Genomic DNA, 14,578 nt, shown 5'->3' with positions numbered 1-14,578 from the left:
GGTGGAAGCAACCAAGGCTTCCCACGTCGAGAGGAGGTGCCTTTTGTCAGTATTTGACGAGCTCAAGGGCAAGGCCGAAGAACTCAAGGGCAAGGCCACCGAACTGGTTCACGAGAACGCCGACAAGCTGCATGACGCAGTCGAAAACGTCGGTAACTTCGTCGACGAGAAGACCGGCGGAAAGTTCGCCGAACACGTTGACAAGGTTCAGGACACGGCAAAGGGCCTCATCGACAAGGTCGATGGCGGCGAGACACCTCCCGCCTAAGCCACAGAAGTTCTCAAGCCAGCCCTCCCGGGCGCGGCAAAACGGGTGCCGGTACCGCCGTGAGGCGTCACCGGCACTTGTTGCGTGTCCGGCTTTTGATCCATAGGAACCACATGCCCGAGGTCACCCTCGATTCTCCCGCCCGCCGAAATCCGACACTTCAGCCGGTCATCGCCGGCTTGGTCACCGCGCTGGTCGGATACACATCCTCCTTCGCGGTCGTCCTGACCGGACTGCAAGCCGTGGGAGCAAGCCCCAGCCAGGCCGCCTCGGGCCTCTTGGCGCTGACCCTGACCTTCGCCGTGGTTGCGATCGGCCTGGCCTGGTTCACGAAGCGACCCATCACCACGGCATGGTCAACTCCCGGAGCAGCGCTCCTAGCCGGGGCCGGCGGCATGAACTTCGGTTGGAACGAGGCGGTCGGGGCCTTCCTCTTGACCGGCGTGCTCATCGCAGCCACCGGGGCCATACCGTGGCTGGGCCGGCTGGTTGCGGCGATTCCCGTCCATCTGGCCCAAGCCATGCTTGCCGGCGTCCTACTTCAGCTGTGCCTGGCCCCCTTCATGGCGCTATCCACCATTCCGCTTTATGTAACTCCAGTCATCGTCGTCTGGTTGCTCTTCCTGAAGCTGAACCCCCGATGGGCGGTTCCCGTGGCCATGGCAGTGGCCCTGGGCATCGCCGGCTTTACGTTGGCCACCAGCCCGGGCGACAGCGTCCACGGGGTCAGCCTGCTCCCCCATCTCGAGTTCGCCATCCCGGCCTTCACCCTCCGAGCCTTCACCGGCATCGCATTGCCACTCTTCGTCGTGACCATGGCGTCACAGAACGTTCCGGGCGTGGCTGTCCTCAAAGGCTTCGGCTACGACGTACCGTGGCGTTCCTCGATGCTTGCCACCGGCATCGGCACCTCGGTGGGGGCGCTCTTCGGTGGGCATGCCATCAACCTTGCAGCGATTTCAGCCGCATTGGCGGCCGGCGACGAGGCTGGTCCCGACCGTTCCCGGCGTTGGATAGCCGCGGTTTCATCCGGTGGGTTCTACATCATTCTCGGCCTTGCATCGGCGGCCATTACCGCGCTGGCCGCGGCCAGCCCGGCAGGACTTTTAGAGGCCGCGGCCGGCCTGGCACTGCTTGCCACGTTGGGTTCCGCAGCATCCTCGGCACTGGCTGAGCCTCGAACCAGGCTCAGTGCCCTGATCACGTTCCTCGTTGCCGCCTCGGGACTGAGCATCGCCGGCATTGGAGGTGCTTTCTGGGCACTGGTTGCCGGACTGACCATCGGTGCGCTGCTAGAGCGGGGACGCCGGCGATGACGAAGCGCAGGCATCGTCGAGAGATGCTTCAGCCTCCGGCGTGAAGCCTGCACTAGCGGACGAGGAACGGAACCTCCACGCGGAAACCGACCGCCAGGTGGAGCCTCCGGCTTCCGCCACGCCATGCATTGCCGAAATACAGCCGATTCCCAACACCGCGCCTCGCAAACCACGCGCGACGCCGCGTGCCTTGGAATGCGACTCGTCTATTCCCGTCGGTCCACTTCCTTGCCCGTGGCTTCTTCCCGCGCCAATGCCGCGGCCAGCTCCCGGGACAGGTGCAGCGACGGCATCCAGAACGCGGCTACCAGCGCCACAAGCAGCGCCGCAGCGCCTACCCAGACGGCGGGGATGGCCGCGTCAACGTAACCTGTTGGCGTGAGCTGCCCGCCCGCCCCGGGTGAACACTGCCGTCAGCACGGCGATGCCCAGGGCCACTCCGACCTCGCGCATGACCGAATTGGTGCCGGAGGCCTTCGCGTGGTCATTGGCGTGCATGTTGGCCAGCACCGCCGTCGACAGCGGAGCAAACACGAGCCCCATGCCGATCCCGGCCGCCAGGCAACCGGGGACCATGACGCCGTACGCAACGTCGGACGACAGATGCGCCGCCAACCAGGCCAAAGCCCCCGCTTGTAGGGTCATGCCCGTGATGACGAGTGTGCGCGTTCCCAGCCTCGGCGCCACGAATCCAGCCATCGGGGCCACGAACATCGGCGCCAATGTCCACGGCATGGTCATCACGCCGGCCTCTAAGGGGGAATACGCCTGAACCACCTGCAGAAACTGGATCAAGCTGAACACCGCGCCGAAGACGCCGAAGCTGAACGTCAAGCCGACGATGTTTGCGGCGGTAAAACTGCGGTCCCGAAACAGTCGTAACGGCAGCAGCGGATCCCGGGTCCGCGCCTCCCACAGCACGAAAGCCACGAGCAAGATGCAGCCACCCACCAGAGGGGCCAGGACCTCGGCACTTGACCAGCCGGCATCGTTCCCGTGCACGATGCCGAAGACGAGTCCCAACAGGCCGACACCGGAGAGCACCAGCCCCAGGATGTCGGCCCGGACACGGGCTCCAAAGCTGTTGGGCAACACCAGAAGCACCAGTGCAATGGCGACGATCCCGATCGGGACGTTGATCCAAAAGATCGACTGCCAGTTCAAGCCCTCCACGACCACACCGCCGATCAGCGGCCCCAGGGCTACTCCCAACCCGGAGACGCCTCCCCAGATGCCGATGGCCAGGGGACGCAACTTGGTGCTCACGGAGCCGGCGAGCAGGGTCAGCGACAGCGGCATCACCGCGGCCGCACCGACGCCCTGGAACGCCCGGGCCGTGATGAGCTGCGTCGGTTCGGAGCTCAGTGCGGCCGCCGCGGAGGCGAGCGTGAAGACGGCAATGCCGGCAACGAAGATGCGGCGACGGCCGAACCGGTCGCCGAGTCCGACAGCGAGCATCATGAACGTGGCGAAGGCCAGGGCGTAGGCATTGACGATCCATTGCAGTTCCTCGACGCCGGCGCCGAGCTTCTCATGGATGACGGGCAGTGCCTTGGTGACCACGAGGTTATCCAGAGTGGCCATGAACAGCGGAAGTGAGGCGGCCGTGATGGCGAGCCATACGGGGATGCGACGGTTCATCGGAGGTCCAAAACCATTGAAATTTCATGTAATCAACTGATTACCTGATCCGAAAATATAGTTATCAGCTGATAACATGTCAAGCATGGGGACCACAGGAATTCAGACGCCCACGCCAACCCGGATGCCTTCCGTGGAGCGCCGCGAGTTGATCCTCGCGGCTGCCACCGCGGTCTTTGGCGAGCGTGGCTATGCCGGTGCCACGACCGCCCAGGTGGCCAAGGCCGCCGACATCAGCCAGCCCTACGTGGTGCGCATGTTCGGCACCAAGGAAAACCTGTTCCTCGAGGCCATGGACCGGGCGTTGGGCAAGCTGCTCAACGCGTTTCGCACCCTGATTTCCGAATACGACGCCGGCCGAATGGACAGCCAGGTCGCCGCGCTTGACCCGTCCCTCGGCGAAACCCGCGCTGGGCACCTCAGGGGCTTGATGGGACGCGCCTACGCCGACCTGATCCGGGACCGCGGCATCCTGTTGCTTTTGATGCAGTCGTTTGTCTCCGGCCATGAGCCGATCATTGGCCCGCGCGCCCGCGATGCCTTCCTGGCTTTGTTCCGGCTGGTGAGGGACGAAGCCGGGCTTGGCCCTCAGGGCGCTTCCGACTTCCTGGCCCAGGGCATGCTCATGAACACACTCATCAGCCTGCGCATGCCGGAAGTTTTCGAGACCAACCCGCTGGCTGGCGAACTCCTGGCCTGCACCATGAAGACCAAGCTGGACACCGTGCTCGCCGCCAGCCAAGCCCACCCCCGCATCGACTGACGCCCACCGTCAGCCCCTTGGATGCGGGCTTACCGGGCGACGCTTCGGGCCTGGACCGTCGAAATCAAACTGGCCCCCTCGTGGCTGCTGTCGAGCGTGATGGGACCAGCAGGTAGGGCGCGCCCGCGAGAAAGGCAAACAGTCAGGGCCGAGGACTCCTTGGCTTTCCGTAGGCGCGAGTTGACAGGGTGGAAAACCCCAGCAGAGAGCAGGCTTGGGCCGCGGCATCGCGGACCAGCGACGCGGTGTCCACGCTGAGCGCTGCGAGGGTGGCAGGGCCCCTGGCAATGGAGAATGCCGCGGTGATGCCTTCGGCGCGACAGCGGGCACTATCGAGTTCCACCGTGCCGGCGATGACGATGACGGGGGTGTCGGCCGGGGACAGCCGACGCACGGCGTCGACGACCTTGCCGCCGAGCGACTGTGAATCCAGCCGCCCCTCCCCGGTGAGCACGAGGTCGGCATCGGCCAAGAGCCCTTCGAGGTCCAGCGCCTCCGAGACCAGCGTTGACCCCGGAACCGTCCGCGCACCCAGCAGGGCGACGAGGCAGGCGGGCAGGCCTCCGGCCGCGCCAAGGCCTTCGCGCTCGAGGAATTCCGCGGCGTCGATTCCCGCCTGCGCCGCCAGGATGCGTGCCAGGTGTTCTAGGCCCGCGTCAAGGGCTGAAACGTCATCGGCTCCTGCACCCTTCTGTGGTCCGAAGACCGCTGCGGCGCCCCGCGGACCGCAGATAGGGTTGCTCACATCGACCGCCAGCTCCCAGCAGGCCGCGCTTGCCGCCGGGTGCAGCCCGGACGGATCGATGCGGGCAATATCGGCCAGCCCACCGCCGCCGGGGGCCACAGGAAAGCCGGCGGCGTCGAGGAAGCGAACACCCAGCGCGTTGAGGAAACCCGTGCCGCCGTCCGTGCTGGCCGACCCTCCGATGAACAGCATGATTTCGGTGATGCCCGCGTTGAGCAGGTGGACGGCTATTTCTCCGACACCGCGGCTATCGGCACGCAGCGGCTGCAAGGGAACGTCGCTGACCTGGGGTAGCCCGTTGGCTTCGGCGGCCTCGATCATACCCGTGCGCCCGTCGGCCGAGACACCGAAGCGCGCGGTGGCCGGACGTCCGATGGCGTCATGGACGGAAAGCGTTTGCTGATTGCTGCCCCAGGCCGCAAGCAGGGCGTCGAGCGAGCCCTCACCGCCATCGGCGAGGGGAAGCTCAATGATGTTCGCGCCAGGTCCGAAAACCGACCGGGCACCAAGCGCAAGTGCCGTTGCCGCTTCGGCGGCGCCCAGGGATCCCTTGAATGAATCCGGGCACGCCACGATTGTCATCGAATTCTCGGGGATCATAAGTCACTACGATAGTGCCCAGCACAACGCTCGATGGTGGTTGAAGCAACCTCAATCAGTGGCTCTTGAACTTTGGCTGCGCACGAGCGTTCAGCCCGACCAAAGTTCGAGAGCCATCATGATCGCGTCGCTTCTACGCTGCAGTGCCAGCGTCCGATGGAATATCAGGCTCAGGCGATGACTGCATGGAATCCCCTTTACCGAGCCGAGCGTGAGCGGCTCAAGATAGATGACTTGAACACCAGTGGCAGATTCGCCCCGGGAGTTCCCCGGCACGGGCCTTGTCCCGGCAGGTGCTGCAGGGCTCCCCCGTCGCCACCGCACCTCCCACCACAAGAGGGAAAACCCGCCGGGCCCAGAGCGGCCCGGCGGGTTGCGAGATGGTATTTTCAGCTGCCCGCACGGACTTGGCCGCAACGGAGCATGCGGAACGCCTAGACGGCCGCTTCCGCCTGCTGTCCCTCGCGGGCCAGTGCGGTCAGGCGCGAGACGGCTCGGAAGTACTTCTTCTGGTAGCCGCCGGACATCATTTCGTCGGTGAACAGTTCGCTGAACGGCATGCCCGAGGCAACTATCGGCACGTCCTTGTCGTACAGGCGGTCGGCTAGCACGACGAAGCGCAATGCAACCGACTGTTCGGTGATGGTGTGCACGTTGTGCAGGACCAGGGTGTCGATTCCGTCGATCAGCTGGCGGTAGCGGCTCGGGTGCACGCTGGCCAAGTGCGACACGAGCTCGGCGAAGTCGTCGACGGCGAGCGTCTTGTCCGGGTAGCGCTCCTGGGCGAAGGTCACGACGTTGTCCTCGGCGATCGGCCGCGGGGCCTCGGGCAGGCCGCGGTGGCGGAAGTCCTCGCCGTCGATGCGGTGCACGTCGAACTGATCGGCCAGCACCTTGATCTCGCGCTGGAAGTCGACAGCGGCGAAGCGGCCGTCACCGAGCGAGCCGGGCAGCGTGTTCGAGGTGGCGGCCAGTTTGACGCCGGCATCGGCGAGTTCGCGCATGAGCCGGGACATCAACACCGTGTCCCCCGGGTCATCGAGCTCGAATTCGTCGATGCATACGAGCTTGTAGTGGCTCAGCACCTCAACGGTCTGGCGGAAGGACAGCGCGCCGACCAGGTTGGTGTATTCGACGAAGGTACCGAAGGCCTTGGGGCCAGGCGCGGCATGCCACAGCGACGCCAGCAGGTGGGTCTTGCCCACCCCGAAGCCGCCGTCGAGGTACATCCCGGACTTGGTCTTGGTCTTCTTGCCGAACAGCTTGCCCAGGAACCCTCCGGTCCCGGTATCGATCGAGGCGGCGAACTCCTGCAGCTTGGTCACTGCCCCGGCCTGCGAGGGCTGGTTCGGGTCCGGACGGTAGGTATCGAAGGAGACCTCGCCGAAGCGGTGGGAGGGGTGGAAGCCTGCAAGGAGTTCCTCCACCGACACCTTGGGCGTGCGTTGGGTCAGGTGCTGAATCGTGGCCATGCGGCGGGTGGTTCCTTCGCGTCGGTGGAGGGGGAGGGTTCGCAAGTGCACCAAGGCGCACGAGGCCAATTTTACGCTCCGGGCAACGCCCCACGCACATGAGCTTGATCACTCCCGCGTTCCCGAGCGGGCGCTGGTAGCGAAATATGGCCCCCGATGACCCCGCGAAGCCCAGATCCGGCCCGATGATCGCTAGGCTAGAGGGGTACTATCCCCACACCCCCATCCCTTTGCAGCGAGGTCATTTCCCATGAGTCTTCCCACCGAGGCCAACACCCAGTTCGCCGAGTATGCGCACCCGGAGCGCCTGGTCTCCACGGCCTGGCTGGCCGAGAACCTCGGTGCCGAGGGCCTGGTCGTGGTCGAGTCCAACGAGGACATCCTGCTCTATAACACCGGACACATTCCCGGCGCCGTGAAGATCGATTGGCACACCGACCTGAACGACGAGTACACCCGCGACTACGTCGACGGCGCCGCCTTCGCCGCATTGATGGCCGCCAAGGGCATCTCGCGCGAATCGACCGTCGTGATCTACGGAGACAAGTCCAACTGGTGGGCCGCGTACGCCATGTGGGTCTTCACGCTGTTCGGCCACGAGGACGTCCGCCTGCTCAACGGCGGGCGCGACAAGTGGATCGCCGAGGGCCGCGAACTGACCCGCGACAAGGTCTCCCCCGCACCCGCGCAGTACCCGGTGATCGAGCGCGACGACACGGTCATCCGCGCCTTCCTTCCCGAGGTCCTGGCCCACCTGGGCCAGCCGATGATCGATGTCCGTTCCACCGAGGAGTACACCGGGGAGCGCACGCACATGGCGAACTACCCGGAGGAGGGCACGCTGCGCGGCGGGCACATCCCCGGCGCCGCGTCGGTGCCATGGTCCCGTTCCGCCGCCGAGGACGGCACGTTCCGTTCACGCGCCGAACTGGAGGCGCTCTACCTCGACGAGGCGGGGCTGAAGGCCGGCGACGACATCGTCACCTACTGCCGCATCGGCGAGCGTTCCAGCCACACCTGGTTCGTGCTGGCGCACCTGCTGGGCCTGGAAAAGGTCCGCAACTACGACGGCTCGTGGACCGAGTGGGGCAACGCCGTACGCGTGCCGATCGTCAAGGGCATCGAGCCCGGCGTCGCACCGGTGGGACGGGGTGCCTAAATGAGCGGCACACTGCCCGGCCCCCTGGCCGAAATAGTCAACGACTTCATCGAGGTTCCGGAAAACGAACGGCTTGAACTGCTGCTCGAATTCTCCGAGGAGCTGCCCGCCCTGCCCGAGCGCTTCACGCAACACCCGGAGCTGCTCGAGCAGGTCGTCGAATGCCAGACCCCGCTGTTCCTGGCCCTCGAACTGGCCGACACCGAGGCCCGCGAGGTCTCGCTGTTCTTCTCGGCACCGCCCGAGGCTCCGACCACCCGTGGTTTCGCCTCGGTGCTGGCCCAGGGCCTGGACGGCCTGCCGGCCGCCGAGGTGCTGCGGGTGCCCGATGACATGCCGAACCAGCTGGGCCTGACCCGTGCGCTGACCCCGCTGCGGATGCGTGGAATGACCTCTATGCTGGGACGCATCAAGCGCCAGATCCGTGAACGCCTGCCCGAGGCCGCCGCGTAACCAGCAAAGGAACCGACACCATGGTCAAGAAGAAGGCGGCCGCACACTCCGGAACTCCGGCAACTGCATTGCTCGATGCCCGCGGCATCTCCTATTCGGTCCATGGCTACACGCACGACCCGGCGGCCGTTTCCTTCGGCCTGGAGGCTGCGGAGGCACTGGGCGTTGCCCCGGCGCTGGTCTTCAAGACGCTGCTGGTGAATACCGGAGTCCCCGGGGCCCACGCCCTGGCCGTCGGCGTGGTACCGGTGAACCGGACCCTCGACCTGAAGGCCATGGCCCACGCGCTGGGAGTGAAGAAGGTGGAGATGGCGGACCCTGCCGTCGCCGAACGCCGCACCGGCTACGTGGTCGGAGGCATCTCCCCGCTGGGCCAGCGCAATCCCTCGCGCACTGTGGTGGATTCCAGCGCCCTCATGCATGAGACCGTGTTCATTTCCGGCGGGCGGCGGGGGCTGGACCTCGGGCTGGCCCCGGCCGACCTCATGGCGCTCACCGGGGCCGAAAGCGCACCGATCGCCGGACACTGAGTGCCGCGGCGTGGTTTGATCCGCGGGCTTCCGCAGACACCACGCCGGCTATGCAGAGGGTGCTTCACCCACGACTTCCAAACCGGGCTCCTGCTCCCGCTTCGCCCGGGCCCCGATCACGATCACGAAAAGGTCCTCCATGGCCATACGCCATGGAACAACCCGTGACGACGGGGCCCAGCGACCATGCCACCGAGCATCCCGAGCTCGACGGATCGGACGGCAACGGTTGCCTTCTCCAGGCTTCGCCTGCCGCGTGGAGCGAGCGGCGTGGGAAGAACCTTCCCGACAAAGGCCGTGGCCGGCCCCGATTTCATCTCCCTCCAGACTCGCGATCTCGATGCATCCCAGGCGTTCTACGAGCAGTACCTCGGCCTCGTCCGTTCCCAGGCGGGCCCTGCCCATGCCGTCGTCTTGGATACCACGCCGATCGCGTTCGCGCTGCGAGGCATCGTCCCCGGGACCGATCTTGCATCAGTTGCCCAGCCCGGCATCGACGCCGCAATCTGGCTCCACGCCACCGATGTCCAGGCCATTGACGACGTGCTCGAGGCCGACGGCCACACGATCGCCTCGGCTCCGATCGACGGCCCGTTCGGACGCACATTCACCTTTGCGGACCCTGACGGCTACCACGTCACCCTCCATGACCGCGCCCGGGTCACCGGACACCGGCCGGCCGCTTCTCCCCCGGTGACGGGTTGGCCGCCACCGGGGAAACCGCTGTTCACCACCGTGCCCAGGGTCGATGACCGGAAAAAGACCCGGGCTTTGCCCCGTCCAGGACGCCCAGCTCCTCCATCGACCTGGAGCGGGCGGTTCTTCCCTGAACGATCCCACCAAAACGCCTCACACTTGGAACCCTCCGGAAATGGTGAGCCAAATCAATGCGGCGTTCAGCGCCACGATCAATGCCGCGCAGATCCATGCCGCAACCCGTAGTGGCGGTGAATCGACGTGGATGCCCATCACCGCCTTCGAACCCGTGAGCCGGATCAGCGGAATCAAGGCGAACGGCAGCCCGAAACTGAGCAGCACCTGGCTGAGCACCAGCGCGAGCGTCGGTTCGATGCCGCCGGCCAGGATCAATAGCGCGGGGATCAGCGTCAATACCCGGCGCAGCATAAGCGGTACCTTCACCTTCAGCAGCCCCTGCATGATCACCGCCCCGGCATAACAGCCCACCGAGGTCGAAGCCAGGCCCGACGCCAGCAGCCCGACGCCGAACCCGATCCCGATCACCGGACCCAGCGCGGCCGTGATGGCGGCGTGCGCACCCTCGATGGTCTCAGTGCCCGGGACCCCACGCAGGCTGGTGGCGGCCAGCAGCAGCATGGCAATATTGACCGCGCCGGCCACGGCGAGCGCCCCGATCACGTCCCAGCGGGTAATCCTGATCAGCCGCGTCCGCGCCGCCGCACTCTCGGCATGGCCATGGCGGTCCCGGGCCAACGCCGAGTGCAGGTAGATGGCGTGCGGCATGACCGTCGCGCCGATCATCGAGGCGGCCAGCAGCAACGAGTCGCCACCATCGAAGCGCGGCACCAGGCCGGAGAGCACCGCGCCGGGCGGCGGCGGGTGCACCAGCAGCCCAGCCATGAAGCCTACGGCGATGATGGCGAGCAGGATGATGACAGCGTTTTCGAAGGCCCGCTGACCGCGATGGGTCTGGAGCACCAGCAGCACCATGGAGGCGACCCCGATGATCCCTCCACCGGTCAGCAGCGGCAGGCCGAAGAGCAGGTGCAACGCCACGGCGCCTCCGATGACCTCGGCCATGTCGGTGGCTGCGGCAATGAGCTCCGCCTGCGCCCAGTACAGGCGCCGCGGTCCCGCCGAGAGCCGGGAGCCCATCAGCTCGGGCAGGCTGTGGCCGGTGGCCAGGCCGAGTTTGGCCGACTGGTATTGCAGGATCACCGCCATCAGGTTGGCCACCACCAGCACCCAGACCAGCAGGAAGCCGTAGCGCGAGCCCGCCGACACGTTGGCCGCTACGTTTCCAGGGTCCACATACGCTATGGCCGCCACGAATGCGGGTCCCAGCAGGAAGAGCCGTGCCGAGAGCCGGCGCCTCCGCGGCCGCACCCGCGGCTCAGTGGCCACCGTGCCACCGCCGGGAGTCCCGGTCCATCGGGGTCGAAAGAATTTTAGCCACCCCTAAATATTAGGTCCGTCAGGCATCCTCATCAAGCTCAGGCCAGGGACCTGGCCAGCCGGATCAGCCGGACTGCACCGGCTGTTCGCTTCCGCCGGGCCGCGGGGCATTCAACACCCCGGTGAGCCAGCGGGATACGGTGCGTTCCCAGCGCTGCGGATCGACGTTCCACTCCCGGGTATGCCCGGCACGGGTAAAGCGTTCGAACGTGACGACGTCGGGATTCAGCTCCGCCAGCTGGGCCGAGGGGCCAATCGGCACGAAGTCGTCGTCGGCGCTATGCAGGATCAGGGTGGGCACGCGCAAGCGGTCGTGCTTTGCCACCCAGTTCATTTCCCGCAGGTCAAGCGGTGAGGCCATGCCGGTGAGCCAGCGTCCGGCCCGGTTGGAGATCATCCACTGCCCGAAGCGGCCCACGGCCTCCGGTATCCGGTTCACCCGTGCCTGATGGGCGAGCACGTCGATCCAGTTCACCACCGGCCCGTCGAGCACCAGGGCACGCAACAGCGGCGCATGACGCGATTTGTCCGCTACCTGCAGGCTGATCGCCCCGCCCATGGACCACCCCACCAGCACGATGTCGATGGCCCCGTGCTCCAGCGCGAAGTCGATCGCGGCCTCCACGTCGGGCCATTCGGTGGCGCCGAGCCCGTAGCGGCCGTCGATGGCGGCCGGGGCCTCCCCGTCGTTCCGGTAGGAGATCAGCAGCGAGGTCAGCCCCAGCTCATGGAGCACGGGCAGGCCGCGCAGGGTTTCGAGCCGGTTGGCCCCGCGCCCGTGCACGGCGATCGCCCAGGTCGAGGCGCGCTCGCCCCCGGGAACCAGCCAGGCCGGCGCGGATCCCCCGGGCTGCAGGATCTCCACGTCGCGGGCTTCGAAGCCCAGGTCGCGCGGGTGGTGGAAGACCACCCCGGACAGGCGTCCGCGTACGGCGGAGTTCAGGTCGCCCGAATAGACCTCCTCCACGCTGCGGGTCACCGTGCGATCCACCGGGTCAAAGGAGGTGATGTCCCCGAGCCGCGCATGTCCCCGGTCGGCGTCGAAGAAGAGCGAGTAGCGGCCCTCGACCGTGGTGGATTCGTTGGCCGGGAGGATGATTTCAGTGCCCTCGCCCGTCGTGATCACGGCAAGGATGTCCAGGTCGGCGCCCGGGACCACGTCCGGGGTGACGATGCGCCGGGCAAAGTATCCGGCGAGTCCCGAGGCTCCGACGGCGACGATGGATCCGGCCACGGCACCGGCACCTAGCCCCAGCAGGCCCCAGCGCCATTGCGCGGCGCGTGCCGGATTGGGTGCGGAAGGGAGATCGGGAACGGTGCTCATGTATCCATCATCGCAAATCCGCGGCCATCCGGAGGCCCCCGGCGGGAATGTTGAGCCGATGCCGCGTGTTGTGCACAGCATGAGTGAAAACCAGCCCCAGCGCCCCGCCGCCCCCACCATCGTGAAGTCCGAGCAGCAGTGGAAGGAGGAGCTCTCCGCAAAGGAGTACGATGTCCTGCGCCGGTCCGGCACCGAGCGCCCCTTCAGCGGAGAGTATTGGGACACCATGACGACCGGCGTCTACAGCTGCCGTGCCTGCGGGCACGAGCTGTTCACCAGCAACGAGAAGTTCTCCTCGAACTGCGGCTGGCCCTCCTTCTTCGCGCCGCTGGCCGAGGACCGGGTCCGCTACATCAAGGACGGAACGCTGGGCATGGAGCGGGTCGAGGTGCGCTGCGCTGCCTGCGATTCGCACCTGGGCCACGTCTTCGCGGGCGAGGGCTACCCCACGCCGACCGACCAGCGCTATTGCATCAACTCGGTCAGCCTGAGCCTGAAAACCACCGAGTAGCCTCCAGCACCCGGGAAGTCCCCGTGCTGACCACGGCGAATGGCTGCACGGGCGAGCATTCCCCGGGCTGTGCCTGAGCGGCGCACACACACCCTCAAGCAACAGACCTCCTAATTCAAAGACCGATTTTACAACAGCTTTGCTTTCCTCTCCCTACGCTGGTCAGTAGGAAGCCGTCGCTGCGTCGACGGATCCACCACGAGACGAAAGAGGTGTCGAGATGACCCACGCAACACTCCCCCAGCCCATCACCGAGGCCGAACTGCTGACCGGCGACGCGTGGAGCGGCCTGAAGAAGTCAACCACCGCGTTCCAGCTGCTGCAGGTCAAGGACGGGTCCGTCCCGGAGGCCGGGGACCTGCCGCTGGCCGGCGAGCTGATCGATACCGTCGTCTCCTGCGTGCGTGAGCTGGCGCCGCAGTTCGAGCACGATGCCCAGTACCTCTCCCGGCTCGTCACCGACCTCGAACACTGGAAGGATTCCGGCTTCGGCGTCCCCGACTTCCTCGACTCGCTGCTGGCCTTCCAGCCGCAGAACCAGCGCGTCGACGGCCTGCGCCATCTGGTCATCTTCCCGATGTACACGCAGAACGGCTCCACCAGCCGACTGCTCGAGGCCGTGCTGGTCGAGGTCATCTGGCCCGAGTTCATCGCCGGACTGGAGGGCGGGGACTACTCCAACAAGCTCTTCGTGCCACTGCGCTTCCTGGACTTCACCCCGGGCTACGACACCAACTCCGCCGTGCTCTTCCCCGAATCAGTGGCCATCCGCGAAACCCCGTCCTTCACGTGGGGCGCCATCTTCCAGGACCGCGAGGCAGCACGCTACCGCCGGGTGCTGAAGGCCGCGACGGCCATCACCAACCTGGAGCTGCCCGCCGACGCGGCCGCGATGATCGAGGACCAGGAGTTGACCGAGGAAACCTTCGTCATGTGGGATCTGATCCACGACCGCACGCACATGCGCGGGGACCTGCCCTTCGACCCGTTCATGATCAAGCAGCGGATGCCCTTCTTCCTGTACTCGCTCGAGGAACTGCGCTGCGACTTGACGGCATTCCGCGAATGCGTGAAGATCCAGCACGACGAGGCCATGGACGAGACCACCCGGCGCCACGCCAAGCTGGTGCAGTACGCGGTGATCTTCGATCGGATCTTCCGCTTCGCCATCACCGGGACCCGCACCCGGAACTACGACGGGCTCGGCGGGCAGCTGCTCTTTGCCTGGATGCACCAGCACCACGTGCTGCACTGGACCGACACCAAGCTGGCCATCGACTGGGACGAGGTCCCGGCAGTGGTCTCCGCGCTGGGCGAGGCCATCGACGAACTGTACTGGCGCTCCATCGACCGCCCGAAGCTCGCCCACTGGCTGGCTGCCTATGAGCTGGTCTCCGCCACCCTCACCCCGCACCCCGCCTCGGTGTGGGCCAAGGGCCCGGACGCGCTGCCGCTGACCTCACCGCTGCGTGAAATGACCGACCAGGTGCTGGACGACGAGTTCCCGCTCTCGATGTTCTACGAGGCGCTGTCCAAGAAGATGGCACCGGTCATCGAGTCCACCGCCGGCCTCACCGGCGCGCACCGTGCCTGAACCGCAGGCGCCTAGCCCGGCACTGGAGCGGGGGAATACACTCGGAAC

Annotated in this window: 13 protein-coding genes and 1 pseudogene; 9 read left to right on the top strand and 5 right to left on the bottom strand. The window is 66.4% G+C overall.

All coding sequences use genetic code 11. The features are described 5' to 3' along the window. The first annotated feature begins 43 nt into the window (after positions 1-43). The gene (locus E9229_RS14315) at positions 44-268 is read left to right on the top strand and encodes an antitoxin (RefSeq protein ID WP_183512301.1); all 225 of its coding nucleotides are present in this window, start codon (positions 44-46) and stop codon (positions 266-268) included. A 113-nt stretch (positions 269-381) separates the two neighbouring features. Continuing rightward, positions 382-1,584, top strand: coding sequence for a benzoate/H(+) symporter BenE family transporter (locus E9229_RS14310; protein ID WP_183512299.1), 1,203 nt, complete (start codon positions 382-384; stop codon positions 1,582-1,584). A gap of 360 nt (positions 1,585-1,944) precedes the next feature. Here the strand turns inward: E9229_RS14310 and E9229_RS14305 are convergent, their stop codons facing one another. Then, positions 1,945-3,225, bottom strand: coding sequence for a DHA2 family efflux MFS transporter permease subunit (locus tag E9229_RS14305; RefSeq protein WP_246380783.1), 1,281 nt, complete (start codon positions 3,223-3,225; stop codon positions 1,945-1,947). 133 nt (positions 3,226-3,358) lie between these two features. Here E9229_RS14305 and E9229_RS14300 point away from each other — a divergent pair, with 133 nt between their 5' ends. After that, positions 3,359-3,988, top strand: coding sequence for a TetR/AcrR family transcriptional regulator (locus tag E9229_RS14300; protein WP_183512297.1), 630 nt, complete (start codon positions 3,359-3,361; stop codon positions 3,986-3,988). Positions 3,989-4,130: 142 nt separating this feature from the next. On the opposite strand, the gene E9229_RS14295 is transcribed toward E9229_RS14300, so the two are convergent. Further along, the gene (locus tag E9229_RS14295; RefSeq protein WP_246380781.1) at positions 4,131-5,315 is read right to left on the bottom strand and encodes a glycerate kinase; all 1,185 of its coding nucleotides are present in this window, start codon (positions 5,313-5,315) and stop codon (positions 4,131-4,133) included. A gap of 452 nt (positions 5,316-5,767) precedes the next feature. After that, the gene (zapE, locus tag E9229_RS14290; protein WP_183512295.1) at positions 5,768-6,805 is read right to left on the bottom strand and encodes a cell division protein ZapE; all 1,038 of its coding nucleotides are present in this window, start codon (positions 6,803-6,805) and stop codon (positions 5,768-5,770) included. Between the two features lie 250 nt (positions 6,806-7,055). Here zapE and E9229_RS14285 point away from each other — a divergent pair, with 250 nt between their 5' ends. From E9229_RS14285 to E9229_RS14270, 4 genes and pseudogenes are all read left to right on the top strand, one after another. Then, the gene (locus E9229_RS14285) at positions 7,056-7,964 is read left to right on the top strand and encodes a sulfurtransferase (protein WP_183512292.1); all 909 of its coding nucleotides are present in this window, start codon (positions 7,056-7,058) and stop codon (positions 7,962-7,964) included. Continuing rightward, positions 7,965-8,417: a SufE family protein gene (locus E9229_RS14280; protein ID WP_183512291.1), complete on the top strand. Its 453-nt coding sequence runs from the start codon at positions 7,965-7,967 to the stop codon at positions 8,415-8,417. Positions 8,418-8,437: 20 nt separating this feature from the next. Next, positions 8,438-8,947 (top strand): Cys-tRNA(Pro) deacylase, encoded by a 510-nt coding sequence (ybaK, locus tag E9229_RS14275; protein WP_183512289.1) that lies wholly within the window; start codon positions 8,438-8,440, stop codon positions 8,945-8,947. A 297-nt stretch (positions 8,948-9,244) separates the two neighbouring features. Further along, positions 9,245-9,604: pseudogene (locus E9229_RS14270) on the top strand (VOC family protein); the annotation flags it as partial. A 192-nt stretch (positions 9,605-9,796) separates the two neighbouring features. Here the strand turns inward: E9229_RS14270 and E9229_RS14265 are convergent. Beyond that, a complete protein-coding gene (locus E9229_RS14265) occupies positions 9,797-11,050 on the bottom strand; it encodes an Nramp family divalent metal transporter (protein WP_183512288.1) in 1,254 nt (417 codons plus the stop codon). A 115-nt stretch (positions 11,051-11,165) separates the two neighbouring features. Then, complete coding sequence (locus tag E9229_RS14260) at positions 11,166-12,425, bottom strand: alpha/beta fold hydrolase (RefSeq protein ID WP_183512287.1); 1,260 nt, start codon at positions 12,423-12,425, stop codon at positions 11,166-11,168. A gap of 79 nt (positions 12,426-12,504) precedes the next feature. Here E9229_RS14260 and msrB point away from each other — a divergent pair, with 79 nt between their 5' ends. Both msrB and E9229_RS14250 read left to right on the top strand, forming a co-directional pair. Beyond that, a complete protein-coding gene (gene msrB, locus E9229_RS14255) occupies positions 12,505-12,936 on the top strand; it encodes a peptide-methionine (R)-S-oxide reductase MsrB (protein WP_246380780.1) in 432 nt (143 codons plus the stop codon). A 220-nt stretch (positions 12,937-13,156) separates the two neighbouring features. Next, the gene (locus tag E9229_RS14250; RefSeq protein ID WP_183512285.1) at positions 13,157-14,530 is read left to right on the top strand and encodes a DUF6421 family protein; all 1,374 of its coding nucleotides are present in this window, start codon (positions 13,157-13,159) and stop codon (positions 14,528-14,530) included. The last annotated feature ends 48 nt before the right edge of the window (positions 14,531-14,578 follow it).

The organism is Paeniglutamicibacter cryotolerans, from assembly GCF_014190875.1.
In the GTDB taxonomy this organism is placed as follows: domain Bacteria; phylum Actinomycetota; class Actinomycetes; order Actinomycetales; family Micrococcaceae; genus Paeniglutamicibacter; species Paeniglutamicibacter cryotolerans.
This window is presented reverse-complemented; position numbering and strand designations above follow the sequence as displayed.